We start from the raw sequence: 15,355 nt of genomic DNA, 5'->3' as shown, positions 1-15,355 counted from the left end.
AGATGTACACGCCCCGAGGCCAGCTGGACCGCGACGCGCTGATCAAGCAGTACGTGCCCCTGGTGCAGCGACTGGCGCATCACATGATCGCCAAGTTGCCGCCCAACGTGGAGATCGACGACCTGATCCAGGTCGGGATGATCGGCCTGGCCGATGCGATGTCGCGCTACGAAGCCAGCCAGGGCGTGCAGTTCGAGACCTTCGCGACGCAACGGATCCGCGGCGCCATGCTCGACGAACTCCGCGACGGCGACTGGATGTCGCGCGGCTCGCGCAAGAGCCAGAAGGAAATCGAGAAAGCGGTGAGCCGGCTGGAGCACCGCCTGGGCCGCTCGCCGGTCGAATCCGAGATCGCGGCCGAGCTCGACATGAAGCTGGCCGACTACCAGTCGCTGCTCGGCCGGGTACGCGGTACGCAGCTGGTGTACCTGGAAGACATGGGCGGCAACCACGGCGACAGCGACGAGGGCGAAGGCTTCCTCGAGCGCAACGGCTCCGTGGCCGACCCGGAAGCCGATCCGCTGAACGTGCTGAAGGATCAGCGGCTGCGCGCCGCGCTGGTGACCGCCATCGACACGCTGCCCGAGCGCGAGCGCTTCATCATGGGCATGTATTACGAGCAGGACATGAACCTGAAGGAAATCGCCGCGGTGCTCGGCGTGACCGAATCGCGCGTCTGCCAGCTGCACAGCCAGTCGATCGCACGCCTGCGGGCGAAGATGCGCAGCCACTGAAGCCGAAGCGGCCCTGCGCCATCCAGACCCGCCAGGTGCGGGCCGGAATCACCGAGGTTTTCAGTGTGCGTGTGCGTGTGCCGCAGCCAGCGCGCGGGCACCGGGGATGGCGTAGGTCACCGCCGGCATCGGCCGCATCAGCGATGCGAGTGCGCGTTCGACGATCACGTTGCGGCGGGCGATGTTCTCGCGCTGCATCGCCAGGCGGCGGGTCACCGCTTCGACGCGGCTGCGGAAGAACGGATCGAAGGCTTCGGCCGACAGCGCGGATTCGAGCACTTCGACGAAGGCGACGGCGATCCTTCGGACGCCGGCGCTTGCATCGCCGAGATTGGCGGGATTCGATTCGAGCAGCGCGACATCGACGGCATCGAGCTGGCGCTCGACGTCGGACAGCAGGGCTTCGGCGGATTGGCGGGTATCAGGCATCACGGCTCCGGGTGCGGCTCAGGACTTCCTGGGCGTTGGACAAAAGCTTGTCGGCAATCGCGCCCGAATCGACGCGGAAGGTGCCGGCCGCGATCGCTGCCTTGACGGCTGCGACCTTGGCTTCATCGATGCCGCTGCCGGCCGAAGTCGAAGCGACCCCGAGCGATCGCGCTGCCGCGGACACCGTCACGGTGCCCGACACACCGGCAGAGGACGACTGTGCGGCGGCGCCGGCCGGCGCATTGCGCTCGGCCTTGGACGCGGCGGCCCCAGCCGTTCCGGCGGTTCCTGCTGCAGTGGCCGCAATGGCCGCATCGTTAATTGGACTGATCTTCATCGCTGACTCCAGCAACCCTGAATCTTCGGGTCGTACCCCTAGTTTCGGCGGACGGTCAGAGAACTTGAGAATTTTTTACATCGAGAGCCGCACCGTGCGTGCATCGGTCACAAGGCCGGAGGTAATTCGGCCGTTTTCCATCCGTACCCGCACCAGCTGGCCGATGACGCCGGGCGTCATGGCCTGGGCGTCGGAACTGATCTCGAAACCCGGCCCCTGCGCCACGACACGCACCTGCGCGCCGGCCGGAAAAGCCTGGGCCGACTTGATCATCGACTGGCGCAGCGGCTGGCCGGCAGCCAGGGCGCGGGAAGCGACCTGCCCGACCCACTGCGCCGGGTCGCCGACCACCGGCGACGGCTCGGCCGCCCAGTCGGCTTCGGCCTCGATCGCGTCGGTGGCAGCGAGCACGGCGCCCGGCAGCACGTTGTCGCGCAAGACCCAGGCCGGGCCGAAAGCCTTGACGGTGACCGGCAGGAAGACGTTCCAGCGCCCGCCGCCGTCGGTGCAGCGCAGGCCGAGCCGGCTGCGGCCCCAGAGACGCGAGCCGACCGGCACGTAAGGCTCGACCCGGGTGCAGGGCGCCAGGCGCAGACGCGCATCGAGCGCGCCGACGGCAACTTCCATCCGCAGCGGCACGGCACTGGCGGATTGCGACTTTGCGACCGCCTCGTCGAGCCAGTGCTGGGTATTGGCGGCGAAATCGGCACCGGCCTCGATGCCGTCGGACGGCGCCTGCTGCGCGCCGGCCACGCCCGCCATGCCTGCCAGTCCGGTGAAGAGGACGGCGGAGGCGAACAGCAGGGCGATGCGGATGTTGGGCATGGCCTGCACTTTAGGCAGCCGCACGCCGGTCAAAGCCGGAAACAGGCCGAGATTCCCCCCTTTACTCCGCGCTTCCCGAAAAGCCGGCGCTTTCACAATTTCTGCACGGCCCGAGGTGGGCTGCTCCCTCAAACAGCTTCTAGGCGAGGTACGCGCATGCTGGACAAACTGACGAACACACTGGACTTCCAATCGAAGGCCCTGGTGCTGCGCGCCGAACGCCAGCGCGCCATCGCCGGCAACATCGCCAACGCCGACACGCCTGGCTACGCGGCCCGCGACTTCGCGTTCTCGGATGCATTGCGCGACGCGACCGGCTCCGGCGCCACGGCGTCGATGACCGGCCGCACTTGGTCTTCCGACGGCCGGACGGACGCACGCCACATTCCGCTCGGCTCGGACGGCACGGGCGGCACGGGCGGCAGCGGAATTTCGGGCGTGCGCCAGGACTACACCGTGCAGACGGCGCCGACGATGGACGGCAACAGCGTCGATCTCGACCGCGAGCGCGCCGCGTTCGCCGACAACGCCGTGCGCTACGAAGCCACGCTGCGCTTCATCAACGGCCAGGGCAAGACCATGCTCTCGGCCATCCAGGGGCAATAAGCCATGTCGATGTTCTCCATCTTCGGCATTTCCGGCAGCGCGGTCAGCGCGCAGTCGCAACGCCTCAACGTGGTCGCCAGCAACCTGGCCAATGCCGACGCCGTGGCCGGCCCGGACGGCCAGCCCTACAAGGCGCGCCAGGTGGTTTTCCAGACCGTGCCGATGGGCGGCGACGCCAGCGCCGGCGTGCGCATCGATGCCGTGACCGAGAGCCAGACGCCCGGGCGCAAGGTGCACGAGCCGGCCAACCCGATGGCCGACGGCGAAGGCTACGTGACCCATTCGAACGTCAATGCGGTCGAAGAGATGGTCAACATGATTTCCGCCTCGCGTTCGTACCAGAACAACGTCGAAGTGATGAACACGGCGAAGAACCTGCTGCTCAAGACGCTGCAGATCGGCCAGTGACCGCCCCGTAAATTTCTCAAGGCAACCGATGACCACCACCAGCGCCACTTCCGCACTCGCGGGCACCACCTCGGTCTATACGCCGACGACGAGCAGCAGCGCGGACGCCAAATCGCTGACCACCGCCGACTCGACCGAAGCGCAGGACCGTTTCCTGAAACTGCTGGTCGCGCAGCTGGCCAACCAGGATCCGATGAATCCGATGGACAACGCGCAGATGACCTCGCAGATCGCGCAGATCAACACGGTCACCGGCATCGAGAAGCTCAACGCGACGATGAAGAACATGTCGACGCAGTTCTCCGGCATGCAGGTGTTGCAGGCCGGCAACCTCGTCGGGCACAACGTCGTCGTCACCGGCGACAAGCTGGCCTTCGCGGCCGACGGCAAGACCGCTACCGGCGCACTCGAACTGGACGGCGCGGCGACCAGCGTGCAGGTGCAGGTGGTCACGCCGGCCGGTCGCGTCATCGACACGCTGTCGCTCGGCTCCCTGCCCGCCGGCCAGCACGGCTTCAACGTCGATTCGTCCGCCTATCCCGCCGACACCGAACTGACCTTCAAGGTCACCGCCATGAACGGCACCAACACAGTCACCGCCACCACGCTGATGCAGGACAGGGTCACGGCAGTGGGCAGCAACGCAGACGGCCTGACGCTGACGCTCCAGGCGGCAGGCGTGAAGCCGTACGCCAGCGTCCGTTCGGTCCTCTGACCACCAACCAACACACACCAGGAGCACTCGAATGAGTTTTCAGCAAGCCCTCTCCGGCCTGAACGCCGCCAGCCGCAGCCTCGACGTCATCGGCCACAACATCGCCAATGCCGGAACCACCGGGATGAAATCCTCGCGCGCCGAATTCGCCGAGATATACGCCAGCTCCGCGGGCGGCCTCGGCGGCTCCAGTGTCGGCCTCGGCGTCGAGGTCGGCGCGGTGACGCAGAACTTTTCCCAGGGCACGCTGACCATCACCGGCAACACGATGGACGTGGCCGTCAACGGCAGCGGCTTCTTCCAGGTCAAGGCCGGCGACGGTACGACCGCCTACACCCGCGCGGGCAACTTCAAGCTCGACAAGGAAGGCAACATCATCACGAACAACGGTTCGTCCGTGATGGGCTACCCGACCGACACGAAGGGCGTGCGCCAGAGCTTCGACGCACAGCCGCTGCGCCTGCCGACCGGCACGCCGATCGCCGCCAAGCAGACGACCAAGATGGCTGCGGAAATCACGCTGGATGCCGCGGCCGTGGTCGCATCCACCGCCACTCCGCCGACGCCGCTGACCACCTACGGCACGTCGCTGACGGCCTACGACGCACAGGGACTCGAAGTGCCGGTCGGCCTGTATTTCCAGAAGACGGCCAACAACAGCTGGAACGTGTACTCCAGCATCAACGGCAGCGACCCCGCGGCCTCTACCCCGTTCGCGGTCAATTTCAATGCCGACGGCACCCTAAATACCGCGACCTCGGCGGTCCCCACGTTCACTCTGCGGTCGCCGAACAACCCGGCGCAGACCTTCACCGCGTCCCTGGACCTGAGCAAGATGACGCAGGTCAACTCGCGCTTCGCGGTGGCCGACCTCTCGCAGGACGGCTACACCTCCGGCCAGCTCACCGGCCTGAAGATCGAAGACACCGGCGTCATCACCGCCACCTACTCCAACGGCCAGACCCAGGCTGCCGGTCAGGTCTCGCTGGTCAACTTCCGCAACGTTCAGGGCCTGCAGCCTTCGGGCTCCGGCTACTGGGTCGAAACCTTCTCGTCGGGACAGCCGGTGCGCGGTGCACCGGGCGAAGGCACATTCGGCAAGCTCAGTGCGGGTGCGCTGGAAGAGTCGAACGTCGACCTGACGGCCGAACTGGTCAACATGATGACCACGCAGCGCTCGTACCAGGCCAACGCGCAGACCATCAAGACGCAGGACCAGGTCATGTCGACATTGGTGAACCTGCGATAAGCCTGGGACGGCGCCATGGACCACCTGATCTACACCGCCATGAGCGGCGCCAGTGCAGCGGCGCAGCGCCAGAGCGTGCTCGCCAACAACCTGGCGAACGCGTCGACGCAGGGGTTCCGCGCCGAGCTGTCGACCTTCCGCGCGGTGCCGTTGCGGGGCGACGGCGCCACCACGCGGGTGTTCGCGATGGAAGCGACCTCCGGCCACGACGAGAAGGCAGGCGCCATGCAGCGCACCGGCCGCACGCTCGACATGGCCGCGCAAGGCAACAGCTGGTTCGCTGTGCAGGGCCTGGACGGCACCGAGGCCTACACCCGCGCCGGCGCCTTCCAGGTGTCGAGCGAAGGCACGCTGGTGACCAGCAGCAACCTGCCGGTGCTGTCCGATGGCGGCTCGCCGATCGACGTGCCGCCGGGCTCCGAACTCTCGGTCGGCAGCGACGGCACGGTGAGCGCGCAGACCGGCAACGCACCGTCGTCGACCATCGGCCGCCTGAAGCTGGCGACGCCCGACGCCGAACAGCGGCTGCGCCGCGGAGAGGACGGCCTGTTCCGCACCGCGACCCTCGATCCGCTGCCCAACGACACGACCGCGCGCATGGACACCGGCGTGCTCGAAGGATCGAATGTGAACCCGGTCGAGACGATGGTCGGAATGATCGCCGCCGCCCGCCAGTTCGAGCAGCAGATGCGTCTGCTGCAGACCGCCGAGTCGTCCGACAAGTCGGCCGCCCAACTGCTCAGCGTCGGCTGACGCGTCACTTTTTCCAGGAATCCGAAGCCATGATCAATTCGCTCTTCATCTCCAAGACCGGCATGGAAGCGCAGCAAACGCAGCTGGATGTCATTTCGCACAACCTGGCCAACGTCTCGACCACCGGCTTCAAGCGCGCGACCGCTGTTTTCGAAGACCTGATGTACCAGAACCTGCGCCAGGTAGGCGCAAACAGCACCGAGCAGTCGCAGCTGCCGACCGGCCTGCAGCTCGGCCTGGGCGTGCGCACGGTCGCGACCAGCCGCTCGTTCACGCAGGGCAGCATGCAGCAGACCAGCAACCAGCTCGACCTGGCGATCAAGGGCAACGGCTTCTTCCAGGTCACGCAGCCCGACGGCACCATCGGCTACACCCGCGACGGCTCGTTCCAGGTCGATGCGCAGGGCCGGCTCGTGACATCGTCCGGCCTACCGGTCGCGAACGGCATCACGATCCCGACCAACGCCACCAGCGTCAGCATCGCGACCGACGGCACGGTGTCGGCGACGGTCTCCGGTGCCGTCGCACCGCAGACGGTCGGCACGCTGGCCATCGCCAACTTCGTGAATCCGGCCGGCCTGGAGCCGCGCGGCGACAACCTGTATGCCGAGACGGCCGCTTCTGGCCAGCCGAACGGCGGCACGGCAGGCACGAACGGTCTCGGTACGGTGATGCAGGGTTTTCTGGAAACATCGAACGTGAACGTGGTGCAGGAACTGGTCGCGATGATCCAGACGCAGCGCGCCTACGAGATGAATTCAAAAGCCATCCAGACCAGCGACCAGATGCTTCAGAAACTGGGCCAGCTGTGATGAAGCTCGCCGCCCTCCTCGTCCGCCTGTCCGCCGTCGCCGCTGCAATTGCCGCCTGCGTGGTGGCCACCGGCTGCACCACGCTGGCACAGACGCCGCAGCTCGACATGCCGTCGACGGCAGTGCCGACGATCGTTCCGCGCGCACCGGTCGCCGCGACGCGCGCGCCGACCGGCAGCCTGTTCCAGTCGGTGCGCTACCGCCCGCTGTTCGAGGACCGCCGTGCGCGCATCGAGGGCGACACGGTCACGATCCTGATCGTCGAGAACGTCAGCGCGAGCCAGACCTCGACCTCGACCATCGACAAGAAGGGCAGCTCCAAGGCCGGCATCAGCGCATTCCCGCTGATTTCCGCCAACTCGTTCACCCGCGCCAGCGTGGCCGGCGATTCGGCGACCGACTTTTCCGGCAAGGGCGGCACCCAGAGCGCCAACACCTTCCAGGGCTCGATCACCGCGACGGTGGTCGAGGTGCAGCCCAACGGCCATCTGGTGGTCACCGGCGAGAAACAGATCGGCGTCAACCAGAACGTCGACGTGCTGCGCTTCTCCGGCACCATCGATCCGCGCTCGATCCAGTCGGGCAGCGTGGTGACGTCGACGCAGGTCGCGAACGTGCGGATCGAGTCGCGCGGACGCGGCGCGCAGCAGGAGTCGCAGGTGATGCCGTGGCTTGGCAGGTTCTTCATGAACGTCCTCCCCTTCTGAGCACGACATGAACAAGATCGTCCGCATCCTTTCGTTGCTGGCGCTCGGCGCCAGCCTGATCGCGCCGGCCCACGCGGTGCGCATCAAGGAAATCGCCGCCGTCCAGGGCGTGCGCAGCAATCAGCTGACCGGCTACGGCCTGGTCGTCGGCCTCGACGGCACGGGCGACCAGACGACGCAGATGCCCTACACGACGCAGAGCGTCGCGAACTACCTGCAGCAGCTCGGCATCGTACTGCCCGACAACCGCGCCTCGCAGCTGCAATTGAAGAACGTGGCGGCGGTGATCGTCACGACGCAACTGCCGGCCTTCGCGCAGCCGGGCCAGACGCTGGACGTGACGGTGTCGTCGATGGGCAATTCGAAGTCGCTCAAGGGCGGCATGCTGGTGGCGACGCCGTTGCGCGGTGCCGACGGCGAGATCTATGCGCTGGCGCAGGGCAACCTGGTAGTCGGCGGCGCGGGCGCTTCGGCCGGCGGCAGCAAGGTGCAGATCAATTCGCTGGCGTCGGGCCGTGTGCCTGCCGGTGCGCAGGTGGAGCGCAGCGTGCCGTCTGCGCTGCTCGAAGGCGAAAGCATCAGCCTCGGGCTGAACGCGTCGGATTTCCAGACCGCGCGCCGCGTGGCGCAGGCCATCGATCGCAAGATGGGCGCCGGCAGTGCCCGCGCGCTGGACGGCCGTACGGTCGAGGTACGCGCACCGACCGATGCCAACGCCCGCGTGAATTTCGTGGCCGAGCTGGAGGAGATCACGCTGGAGCAGGCCACGCCCGCAGCCAAGGTGGTGATCAACGCACGCACCGGCTCGATCGTGCTGAACTCAGCGGTAACGCTCGGCCCCTGCGCCATCGCGCACGGCAACCTGTCGGTGACGATCAGCTCGACACCGATCATCAGCCAGCCGGCGCCGTTCTCGGGCGGCCGCACGGTGGTGGCCGAGCAGGCCAGCATCACGATCAAGCAGGAGCCCGGCATCCTGATCCAGGTGCCGGAAGCGCCGAAGCTGTCCGACGTGGTGCGGGCGCTGAATTCGCTCGGTGCGACGCCACAGGACCTGCTGGCGATTCTGCAGGCGATCAAGGCATCGGGCGCCCTCAACGCCGAACTCGAAGTGATCTGACGCCATGACGATCTCCTCTTCTCTTTCGACACCGAACGCGAGCAGCAGCAACGCGCTCGCGGCCGACGCGCGCTCGCTGGACGCGCTCAAGCTCGCGGCCGGCACCAACGATCCGAAGGCGCTCAAGGAAGCGGCCAAGCAGTTCGAATCGCTCTTCATGCGCGAGATGCTCAAGAGCATGCGCGAGGCGACGATGAAGTCCGGCATGCTCGACAGCGAAGGCGAGAAGCTCGGCACCGACCTGCTCGACCAGCAGTTCTCGGTGCAGCTCTCCGGCATGCCCGGCGGGCTGACCGATGCGATCACGCGCCAGCTCTCGCAGCAGATGACGGGTGCTGCCTCCGGCAATGCCGCGAGCACCGGCAGCGCGCCGCGCTCGACCCTGTCCCTCGGCTCGCTCAACGTCGGCGCAGGCGGCAACAGGATCAACCCGACGGCCAGCCAGAGCGATTTCGTCTCGCAGCACGGCGATGCCGCACAGCGCGTGGCGCAGGCCACCGGTATTCCGGCGAGCTTCATGATCGGCCAGGCCGGCCACGAAACAGGCTGGGGCCGCAGCGAAATCCGCAACGCGGACGGCAGCAATGCCTTCAACCTGTTCGGCATCAAGGCCGGCGCCGGCTGGACCGGCAAGACGGCGGAGATCACGACCACCGAATACGTCGACGGCGAGCCCCGCAAGACGACCGCGAAGTTCCGGGCCTACGACTCCTACGAAGATTCGTTCCGCGACTACGCCCGCCTCATCGGCGAGAGCCCGCGCTATGCGCAGGCGCGCGCCACGGCCACTTCGGGCGCGGGCTCGGCCGCCGCCTATGCGACCGAGCTGCAGCGCGCGGGCTACGCCACCGACCCGGCCTACGCATCGAAGCTCAGCCGGGCGATCAATTCCACACTGCAGATCCAGCGCACGCAGGGTTGAAAGGACTACTTCAATGAGCTCGCTTCTGAACGTTGGCGCCCGCGCCCTCCTGGCCAATCAGATCGCGCTGGCGACCACCGGCCACAACATCGCCAACGCCAGCACGGCCGGCTATTCGCGGCAGAGCGCGGTGATGTCGCAGGTCGAAGGCCAGTACACCGGCGGCGGCTACATCGGCAAGGGCGTGCAGGTCACGACCGTCGAACGTGCGCACAGCGAATTCCTCACACGGCAGGCGGCGGTCGCGGGCTCGGTCTCGGCGATGGACAACACGCGCGCGACGCAACTGGGTTCGCTCGAAGACATCTTCCAGGGTGGCAAGAGCGGCCTCGGTGCGTCGGTGAGCGAGATGCTCAACGCATTCACCGATGTCGCCAGCACGCCGGGCGACATCACCGCCCGCAACGTGGTGCTGACGCGCGCCGACGAAATGGCGACGCGATTCCGCAATGCCGAGACGCAGCTCGACGATCTGCAGACCGGCGTCAACTCGCAGCTCTCCGACTCGGTGAAGACCATCAACAGTTTGGCGACGCGGATCGGCACACTGAACGAGCAGATCGCACGCTCGACGGGTACCGGCCAGAGCCCCAACGATTTGCTGGACCAGCGCGACCAGGCATTGCGCGAGCTCAACCAGCACGTGCAGACCAGCAGCGTGGCGGCGGATGACGGTACCGTCAGCGTATTCGTCGGCAGTCAGGCGCTCGTGCTGGGCAACTCGACAGCCAGGATGTCGATCGGTGCAGGCGGCGACGGAACCAGCAAGCTCACGATCACGCGCGGCGCCCTGACCAGCGAAATCACGGAATCGACGCTCGCCGGCGGGTCGGTGGCCGGTCTGCTGCGTTTCCAGAACACCGACATGGCCGAAGCGCGCAACGGGCTGGGCCGCATGGCGATCGCGATATCCGCGGAGGTCAACGCACAGAACCGCCTGGGTGTCGATCTCGACGGAAAGGCCGGCGCCGACATCTTTGCGCCCATCGCGCTGCCGGATGCGCTGCCTTCCGCGACCAACACCGGCAACGCCACCATCGGCGCCAAGGTGAGCGATGCCACCGCGCTGATCGCCTCGTCCTACCAGGTCGAGTTCGGCGCCAACGGCAGTGTCGCCGTGACGCGGACTTCGGACGGCAAGATCAGCAACTTCGCCGGCCCGATGCCCATCACCATCGACGGCCTGCAGCTGAGCCTCGGAAGCGGCGCCGCGGCCGACGGCGACAGTTACGTCATGAAGCCGTACACGGCCGCCGCCGGCGCCATGCTGATGGCGATGAGCTCGCCGCGCGAGCTGGCCGCCGCAAGTCCGGTCGAGGCCCGCACCGGCGTGGCCAACACCGGCAGCGTCGCGGTCGGCGGGCTGGCGGCGACGAAGAGCGATCCCAACCTCGGCGTCGCCGTCACGCTGACCTTCAACGCCGCAGGCACCTTCGACGTGTCGGGCACAGGCACCGGCAACCCGACCGGCGTCAGTTACGTCGCCGGACAGACCATCAGCTACAACGGCTGGTCGCTCACGATGACCGGCACGCCGAAGGCAGGCGACACGCTCACGGTGCAGGCCTCGAACACCGGCTACAGCAGCCTGAATACCGGCAATGCGAAGGCGTTGCTGGCCCTGCGCGACAAGGCCGTGTTCGAGGGTGCGTCGATGGTCGACGGCTATGCCGGCCTCATGACGCAGGTCGGCGTCCGTTCGCAAAGCGCGCAGTACTCGGCCAGCGTGTCGGGCGCGATCGCAACCAGCCTGGAGACCGAGCGCACCGGCGTGTCGGGCGTGAATCTCGACGAGGAAGCAGCCAAGCTGCTGCAGTACCAGCAGGCCTACCAGGCATCGTCCAAGATGATCCAGATCGCGGGGAACCTGTTCGATTCGCTGCTGCAGAACATGCGCTGAACCGACGGACTTCATAGAAATCAGAGGAGCAAACCATGTCAGGCAACACACGGCTCGCCAGCGCCAACACATACGACAACGCGGTCAACCAGCTCACGACGCGCCAGTCGCAGATGTCGAAGCTGCAGGAGCAACTGAGTTCCGCCAAGCGCGTGCTGCGCCCGAGCGACGATCCGACGGGCGCCGGCCAGGCCGAGCGCGCATCGACGCGCCTCGCCCGCGTGAGCGCCGACCAGCGCGCGCTGGAAGTGCAGCGCAACGCGGTGGCGACTGCCGAGTCGACGCTCGGCGACGCGACCACCGCCATGCAGAGTTTCCGCACGCTGCTGGTCCAGGCCGGCAACACCTCGCTGACGGTGACCGACCGCGCCAGCATCGCGCAGCAACTCTCGACACTTCGCGACCAGCTGGTCGGCTATGCAAACACCCGCGACAGCAACAACCAGCCGCTGTTCGGCGGCCTCGGCAGCACGGCGGCGCCGTTTTCCGATGTCGGCGGCACGGTGGTCTTCAATGGCATCTCGGGCCAGACCGCCGCCGGCGAGAACGGCATACCGGCGACGCTGGACGGCCAGGCGACCTGGATGGACGTGCCGACCGGCAATGGCGTCTTCAAGATGTCGCAGAACAACGCGACGGCCACGGTGTCGACCGACGCCGGCAAGGTCGCCAACCCGGCCGCTCTCACCGGCCACGGCTACAGCGTGACCTTCAGCGTGGCTGCCGGAGTGACCACCTACGACGTGCTCGACACCACGACGAACACCGCCGTGGCCTCGGCGCAACCTTACAAGACCGGCCAGTCGATCCAGTTCGACGGCATCTCCTTCGTCGCCAGCGGCACGCCGACCGCAGGCGATGCGCTGACGGTGAGCCCCAGCACCAGGACCAGCCTGTTCGGCGTGCTCGACCAGGCCATCGCCGGCGTGCGCGACGGCAGCAATCCGAGCACGGTCTCGCAGCAGGTCGCACAGGGCCTTTCGCAGGTCGACACCGCGCTGTCGCGTCTGTCGGCGACGCGCGGCCGCGCCGGCGATCTGCTGAACCGCGTCGACAACATCAGCGACCGGCAGGAATCGCTCGGCCTGCAGCTCGAGGCCGATCGCTCGCGCGCCGAAGACCTCGACATGGTCAAGGCGCTGTCGTCCTTCCAGACCCAGCAGACCGCCTACTCGGCAGCGCTGGGTTCTTACGCACAGATCCAGAAACTGTCCCTCTTCAACTACATCAGCTGAATACCGAACGCTCAAGGAATTTCCCGACACCATGGCGCAATCGGTTCTTGGCAGCCTGACCCTCGGCTATCGCCCTCTCTGGAATCGCGCGCGAGCACTCGCGGGCATCCAGCTTTTCGTGCATCCCGACGACGACGGAATCGACGGGCAGCATCTGCTGCGTACGCTCTCGGAGCTCTGGACCGCCGAATCGCCGGGCCTGATGCTGACCGCCGCGTCGCGTCGATTGCTGACCGGACTGCTCGCCCATGCCACCCGCGCCGACCCGGCCATCGACGTGCCGGCAGACTGGCTCGCCGACGCGGCGCTTCGCAATGCGGTCCAGTCGGCACGCCAGCGCGGCGCGCACGTGATCGTCAGCGGCACGCCGGCCGTGCTCGCATCCGACAAGGCCGGCATCGAGCGTGTCGCCGAACGGCGCGCCGTGCAGCTGACGCCGGCCGATGCGGCGAGCGCGCTCCAGGCAGCCCTGCGCGCACGCAACGCCGTGGCCGGCGGACGCATGGCGGGAAGCGCGGCCGACAGCCCTGTCGCCGCCAATACGCTGGTCGACGGCGTCGCGAGCCGTGCGTTGGCCGAACACGCGCTCGACCAGCAGGGTGCCTGGGCGGTTGCCGGCTGGCCGATCGAAGATGTGCTGCATACCTATGCCGGCCAGCCGCTGCCGATGTCGCGCCGAGCCATCGTGCAGACGATGAACGCGATCGACGCCGAGCATTCGCTCGACCGCATCGAGCTGATGTTCGGCCAGGAACCGAGCCTCGCGTACCAGCTGCTGATCTACCTGAATTCCGCCGGACTGGGTCTGCGCAACGGCGTCGCGTCGCTGCGGCACGGCTTCATGATGCTGGGCTTCCGGACGCTGAACAAGTGGCTTTCGACGCAGCTGCCGCATGCCACCGAAGACCCGAACCTGCGACCGGTGAACACCGCGATGGTGTTGCGCGGCCACCTGATGGAACACCTGATGGATGCCGGCATCGAGGACGACTTGCGGCGCGAGGTGTATCTGTGCGGCCTGTTCGCACAGCTCGACCTGGTGCTGGACGAGCCGTTAAGGGCCAGCTTCGCGCGAATTCCGCTGTCCGACCGCATCCTGTCGGCGGCGATGTCGGGCACGGGCCCCTATGCGCCATCGCTGCAGGTCGCCTTCGCGCTGGAATCGGACGACCCGACCATGGTCCGGACGCTGCGCCAGTCGTACGAAATGGGCACGGAAGACATCAACCGCGCGCTGCTGCGGACGCTGGCCGCCATGCCGCACTGACGACGGCGGAGTTGCTGGGCTAAAAAGGGTGTCGGTCGAGAGAACCCTTTTGGAGACAAGCCATGAAATCACGGATTCGCGCCATGGCGCTTGCAGCCGCCCTCTGTGCGTCCCTGATCGCACCGCCCGCCCTCGCCCAGACGCAAGCCGAGCGGCGCGACGAGTTCTTCTGGCTCGGGGAGATGAACAAGGCCACAGCCGTCATCAATACCGGGCAGGGCCTGCTCGACAAGTCGATGGCGCCACGCATCGCGGCAGGTGTCGCCAAGGTCGTTGCCGACGGCAACCAGCCCGGCGGCAAGCGGCCTTCGACCGTGATCACCTTCGAGCCGATGCTGATCGCCGCAGCCGGGGAAGACGTGACGCTGCTGCATGCCGGCCGGTCGAGCCAGGACATGCACGCGACCTATCGCTCGGCGATGCTGCGCGACGACATGCTGCGACTGGCCGACCAGCTCAAAAGGACGTCGCGGACGCTCGTCGCGCTGGACGAACTCAACAGCGACTGGACAGCCTCGCAGGAACTCGCGGACGTGCTGATGCGCAAGTACTGAAGTACGAAGGCGCGCTGCCGATGAGCGAGCGCGAATTCCGCAGCCTGCTCGATCCGGTGGCGATCGTGAAGGAGCGCGCGACGGTCGGCGGTCCGCAACCGGCCGAAATGGACCGCATGCTGAAGAGCGCGAACCAGAAGCTGGCGCAGCAGGACGCCTGGATCCAGGAGAAGCGCACGCGCATCGACACATCGCTGGCACGGCTGGACTCGGATTTCGGCAAACTGCTGGCTGGCGCCAAGTAAACCGAAGGAGTTCACATGTCACAGCTTTCCACTGAAATACCAGCCAGCCGCCCGCCGCTGCCGCCCTTCACGCGCGAATCGGCGATCCAGAAAGTCCGCCTGGCCGAAGACGGATGGAACGGCCGCAATCCGGCCAGGGTTGCGCTGGCCTATACGACCGACACGCGCTGGCGCAATCGCGCGGAATTCGTCGCCAACCGCGAAGAGGCACAGGCCTTTCTCGAGCGGAAGTGGGCGAAGGAACTGGATTACCGGCTCATCAAGGAACTGTGGGCCTTCACCGGGAACCGCATCGCCGTGCGCTATGCCTACGAATGGCATGACGATTCCGGCAACTGGTTCCGCTCCTACGGCAACGAGAACTGGGAATTCGCCGCCGACGGACTGATGGCAGTGCGCCATGCGTGCATCAACGACCTGCCGATCGCCGCATCGGAGCGCAAATTTCTCTGGCCGCTCGGCAGGCGGCCGGACGACCATCCGGGACTTTCGGATCTGGGGCTCTGATCCGAACGATGTCGCACTAAGTCCCGAAAG

The 15,355-nt window shown here is 67.0% G+C and carries 17 protein-coding genes and 1 pseudogene; 15 read left to right on the top strand and 3 right to left on the bottom strand.

Annotated features, from left to right (window positions below):
• Nucleotides 1-2: 2 nt before the first annotated feature.
• Nucleotides 3-734: an RNA polymerase sigma factor FliA gene (locus ACSFA3_RS08735; RefSeq protein WP_435505056.1), complete on the top strand. Its 732-nt coding sequence runs from the start codon at nucleotides 3-5 to the stop codon at nucleotides 732-734.
• A 60-nt stretch (nucleotides 735-794) separates the two neighbouring features.
• Here the strand turns inward: ACSFA3_RS08735 and ACSFA3_RS08730 are convergent, their stop codons facing one another.
• The 3 genes from ACSFA3_RS08730 to flgA all read right to left on the bottom strand — a co-directional run bounded on the left by ACSFA3_RS08730 (nucleotide 795) and on the right by flgA (nucleotide 2,325).
• Complete coding sequence (locus ACSFA3_RS08730; RefSeq protein WP_435505055.1) at nucleotides 795-1,163, bottom strand: hypothetical protein; 369 nt, start codon at nucleotides 1,161-1,163, stop codon at nucleotides 795-797.
• Entirely contained in the window at nucleotides 1,156-1,500 is a 345-nt protein-coding gene (gene flgM, locus ACSFA3_RS08725; RefSeq protein WP_435505054.1) for a flagellar biosynthesis anti-sigma factor FlgM, read from the bottom strand. The genes ACSFA3_RS08730 and flgM overlap by 8 nt, the downstream gene beginning before the upstream one ends.
• 75 nt (nucleotides 1,501-1,575) lie before the next feature.
• On the bottom strand, nucleotides 1,576-2,325 hold the full coding sequence (gene flgA, locus ACSFA3_RS08720) for a flagellar basal body P-ring formation chaperone FlgA (RefSeq protein ID WP_435505053.1): 750 nt from the start codon (nucleotides 2,323-2,325) through the stop codon (nucleotides 1,576-1,578).
• A 156-nt stretch (nucleotides 2,326-2,481) separates the two neighbouring features.
• On the opposite strand from flgA, the gene flgB reads away from it, so the two are divergent.
• From flgB to ACSFA3_RS08650, 14 genes and pseudogenes are all read left to right on the top strand, one after another.
• Nucleotides 2,482-2,931, top strand: coding sequence for a flagellar basal body rod protein FlgB (gene flgB, locus ACSFA3_RS08715; RefSeq protein WP_435505052.1), 450 nt, complete (start codon nucleotides 2,482-2,484; stop codon nucleotides 2,929-2,931).
• A 3-nt stretch (nucleotides 2,932-2,934) separates the two neighbouring features.
• Nucleotides 2,935-3,339, top strand: a complete 405-nt coding sequence (flgC, locus tag ACSFA3_RS08710) for a flagellar basal body rod protein FlgC (RefSeq protein WP_435505051.1) — start codon at nucleotides 2,935-2,937, stop codon at nucleotides 3,337-3,339.
• A 28-nt stretch (nucleotides 3,340-3,367) separates the two neighbouring features.
• Nucleotides 3,368-4,054 (top strand): flagellar hook assembly protein FlgD, encoded by a 687-nt coding sequence (locus tag ACSFA3_RS08705; RefSeq protein WP_435505050.1) that lies wholly within the window; start codon nucleotides 3,368-3,370, stop codon nucleotides 4,052-4,054.
• 31 nt (nucleotides 4,055-4,085) lie between these two features.
• Nucleotides 4,086-5,303, top strand: coding sequence for a flagellar hook protein FlgE (flgE, locus tag ACSFA3_RS08700; protein WP_435505049.1), 1,218 nt, complete (start codon nucleotides 4,086-4,088; stop codon nucleotides 5,301-5,303).
• Nucleotides 5,304-5,318: 15 nt separating this feature from the next.
• Nucleotides 5,319-6,056, top strand: a complete 738-nt coding sequence (gene flgF / locus ACSFA3_RS08695; RefSeq protein WP_435505048.1) for a flagellar basal-body rod protein FlgF — start codon at nucleotides 5,319-5,321, stop codon at nucleotides 6,054-6,056.
• Between the two features lie 29 nt (nucleotides 6,057-6,085).
• A complete protein-coding gene (gene flgG / locus ACSFA3_RS08690; protein WP_435505047.1) occupies nucleotides 6,086-6,868 on the top strand; it encodes a flagellar basal-body rod protein FlgG in 783 nt (260 codons plus the stop codon).
• A complete protein-coding gene (locus tag ACSFA3_RS08685; protein ID WP_435505046.1) occupies nucleotides 6,868-7,575 on the top strand; it encodes a flagellar basal body L-ring protein FlgH in 708 nt (235 codons plus the stop codon). Before flgG ends, ACSFA3_RS08685 begins: the two co-directional genes overlap by 1 nt.
• A 7-nt stretch (nucleotides 7,576-7,582) precedes the next feature.
• A complete protein-coding gene (locus ACSFA3_RS08680) occupies nucleotides 7,583-8,695 on the top strand; it encodes a flagellar basal body P-ring protein FlgI (RefSeq protein WP_435505045.1) in 1,113 nt (370 codons plus the stop codon).
• A 4-nt stretch (nucleotides 8,696-8,699) separates the two neighbouring features.
• Nucleotides 8,700-9,617 carry a flagellar assembly peptidoglycan hydrolase FlgJ gene (flgJ, locus tag ACSFA3_RS08675; protein WP_435505044.1) on the top strand — a complete coding sequence of 306 codons (918 nt, stop codon included), beginning with the start codon at nucleotides 8,700-8,702 and terminating at the stop codon, nucleotides 9,615-9,617.
• Nucleotides 9,618-9,630: 13 nt separating this feature from the next.
• The gene (flgK, locus tag ACSFA3_RS08670) at nucleotides 9,631-11,517 is read left to right on the top strand and encodes a flagellar hook-associated protein FlgK (RefSeq protein ID WP_435505043.1); all 1,887 of its coding nucleotides are present in this window, start codon (nucleotides 9,631-9,633) and stop codon (nucleotides 11,515-11,517) included.
• Between the two features lie 35 nt (nucleotides 11,518-11,552).
• Complete coding sequence (gene flgL / locus ACSFA3_RS08665) at nucleotides 11,553-12,752, top strand: flagellar hook-associated protein FlgL (protein ID WP_435505042.1); 1,200 nt, start codon at nucleotides 11,553-11,555, stop codon at nucleotides 12,750-12,752.
• Nucleotides 12,753-12,783: 31 nt separating this feature from the next.
• A complete protein-coding gene (locus tag ACSFA3_RS08660) occupies nucleotides 12,784-14,019 on the top strand; it encodes an HDOD domain-containing protein (RefSeq protein ID WP_435505041.1) in 1,236 nt (411 codons plus the stop codon).
• Nucleotides 14,020-14,081: 62 nt separating this feature from the next.
• Nucleotides 14,082-14,818: pseudogene (locus ACSFA3_RS08655) on the top strand (hypothetical protein).
• A 15-nt stretch (nucleotides 14,819-14,833) separates the two neighbouring features.
• Nucleotides 14,834-15,325: a nuclear transport factor 2 family protein gene (locus ACSFA3_RS08650; protein WP_435505040.1), complete on the top strand. Its 492-nt coding sequence runs from the start codon at nucleotides 14,834-14,836 to the stop codon at nucleotides 15,323-15,325.
• Nucleotides 15,326-15,355: the final 30 nt, after the last annotated feature.

The sequence above is a fragment of the Variovorax glucosi genome (assembly GCF_051216695.1).
In the GTDB taxonomy this organism is placed as follows: Bacteria; Pseudomonadota; Gammaproteobacteria; order Burkholderiales; family Burkholderiaceae_C; genus Variovorax.
The sequence above is the reverse complement of the archived record's forward strand: the minus strand, read 5'-3'. Positions and strand labels throughout refer to the sequence as shown.

Excerpts from the sequence above, each read along its gene's own strand:
- flgL (WP_435505042.1), top strand. The coding sequence starts at position 11,553 with ATGTCAGGCAACACACGGCTCGCCAGCGCCAACACATACGACAACGCG.
- flgE (WP_435505049.1), top strand. The coding sequence starts at position 4,086 with ATGAGTTTTCAGCAAGCCCTCTCCGGCCTGAACGCCGCCAGCCGCAGC.
- ACSFA3_RS08680 (WP_435505045.1), top strand. The coding sequence starts at position 7,583 with ATGAACAAGATCGTCCGCATCCTTTCGTTGCTGGCGCTCGGCGCCAGC.
- flgG (WP_435505047.1), top strand. The coding sequence starts at position 6,086 with ATGATCAATTCGCTCTTCATCTCCAAGACCGGCATGGAAGCGCAGCAA.
- flgM (WP_435505054.1), bottom strand. The coding sequence starts at position 1,500 with ATGAAGATCAGTCCAATTAACGATGCGGCCATTGCGGCCACTGCAGCA.
- ACSFA3_RS08730 (WP_435505055.1), bottom strand. The coding sequence starts at position 1,163 with ATGCCTGATACCCGCCAATCCGCCGAAGCCCTGCTGTCCGACGTCGAG.
- flgB (WP_435505052.1), top strand. The coding sequence starts at position 2,482 with ATGCTGGACAAACTGACGAACACACTGGACTTCCAATCGAAGGCCCTG.
- flgF (WP_435505048.1), top strand. The coding sequence starts at position 5,319 with ATGGACCACCTGATCTACACCGCCATGAGCGGCGCCAGTGCAGCGGCG.
- ACSFA3_RS08685 (WP_435505046.1), top strand. The coding sequence starts at position 6,868 with ATGAAGCTCGCCGCCCTCCTCGTCCGCCTGTCCGCCGTCGCCGCTGCA.
- flgK (WP_435505043.1), top strand. The coding sequence starts at position 9,631 with ATGAGCTCGCTTCTGAACGTTGGCGCCCGCGCCCTCCTGGCCAATCAG.
- flgC (WP_435505051.1), top strand. The coding sequence starts at position 2,935 with ATGTCGATGTTCTCCATCTTCGGCATTTCCGGCAGCGCGGTCAGCGCG.
- flgJ (WP_435505044.1), top strand. The coding sequence starts at position 8,700 with ATGACGATCTCCTCTTCTCTTTCGACACCGAACGCGAGCAGCAGCAAC.
- ACSFA3_RS08650 (WP_435505040.1), top strand. The coding sequence starts at position 14,834 with ATGTCACAGCTTTCCACTGAAATACCAGCCAGCCGCCCGCCGCTGCCG.
- ACSFA3_RS08735 (WP_435505056.1), top strand. The coding sequence starts at position 3 with ATGTACACGCCCCGAGGCCAGCTGGACCGCGACGCGCTGATCAAGCAG.
- ACSFA3_RS08660 (WP_435505041.1), top strand. The coding sequence starts at position 12,784 with ATGGCGCAATCGGTTCTTGGCAGCCTGACCCTCGGCTATCGCCCTCTC.
- flgA (WP_435505053.1), bottom strand. The coding sequence starts at position 2,325 with ATGCCCAACATCCGCATCGCCCTGCTGTTCGCCTCCGCCGTCCTCTTC.
- ACSFA3_RS08705 (WP_435505050.1), top strand. The coding sequence starts at position 3,368 with ATGACCACCACCAGCGCCACTTCCGCACTCGCGGGCACCACCTCGGTC.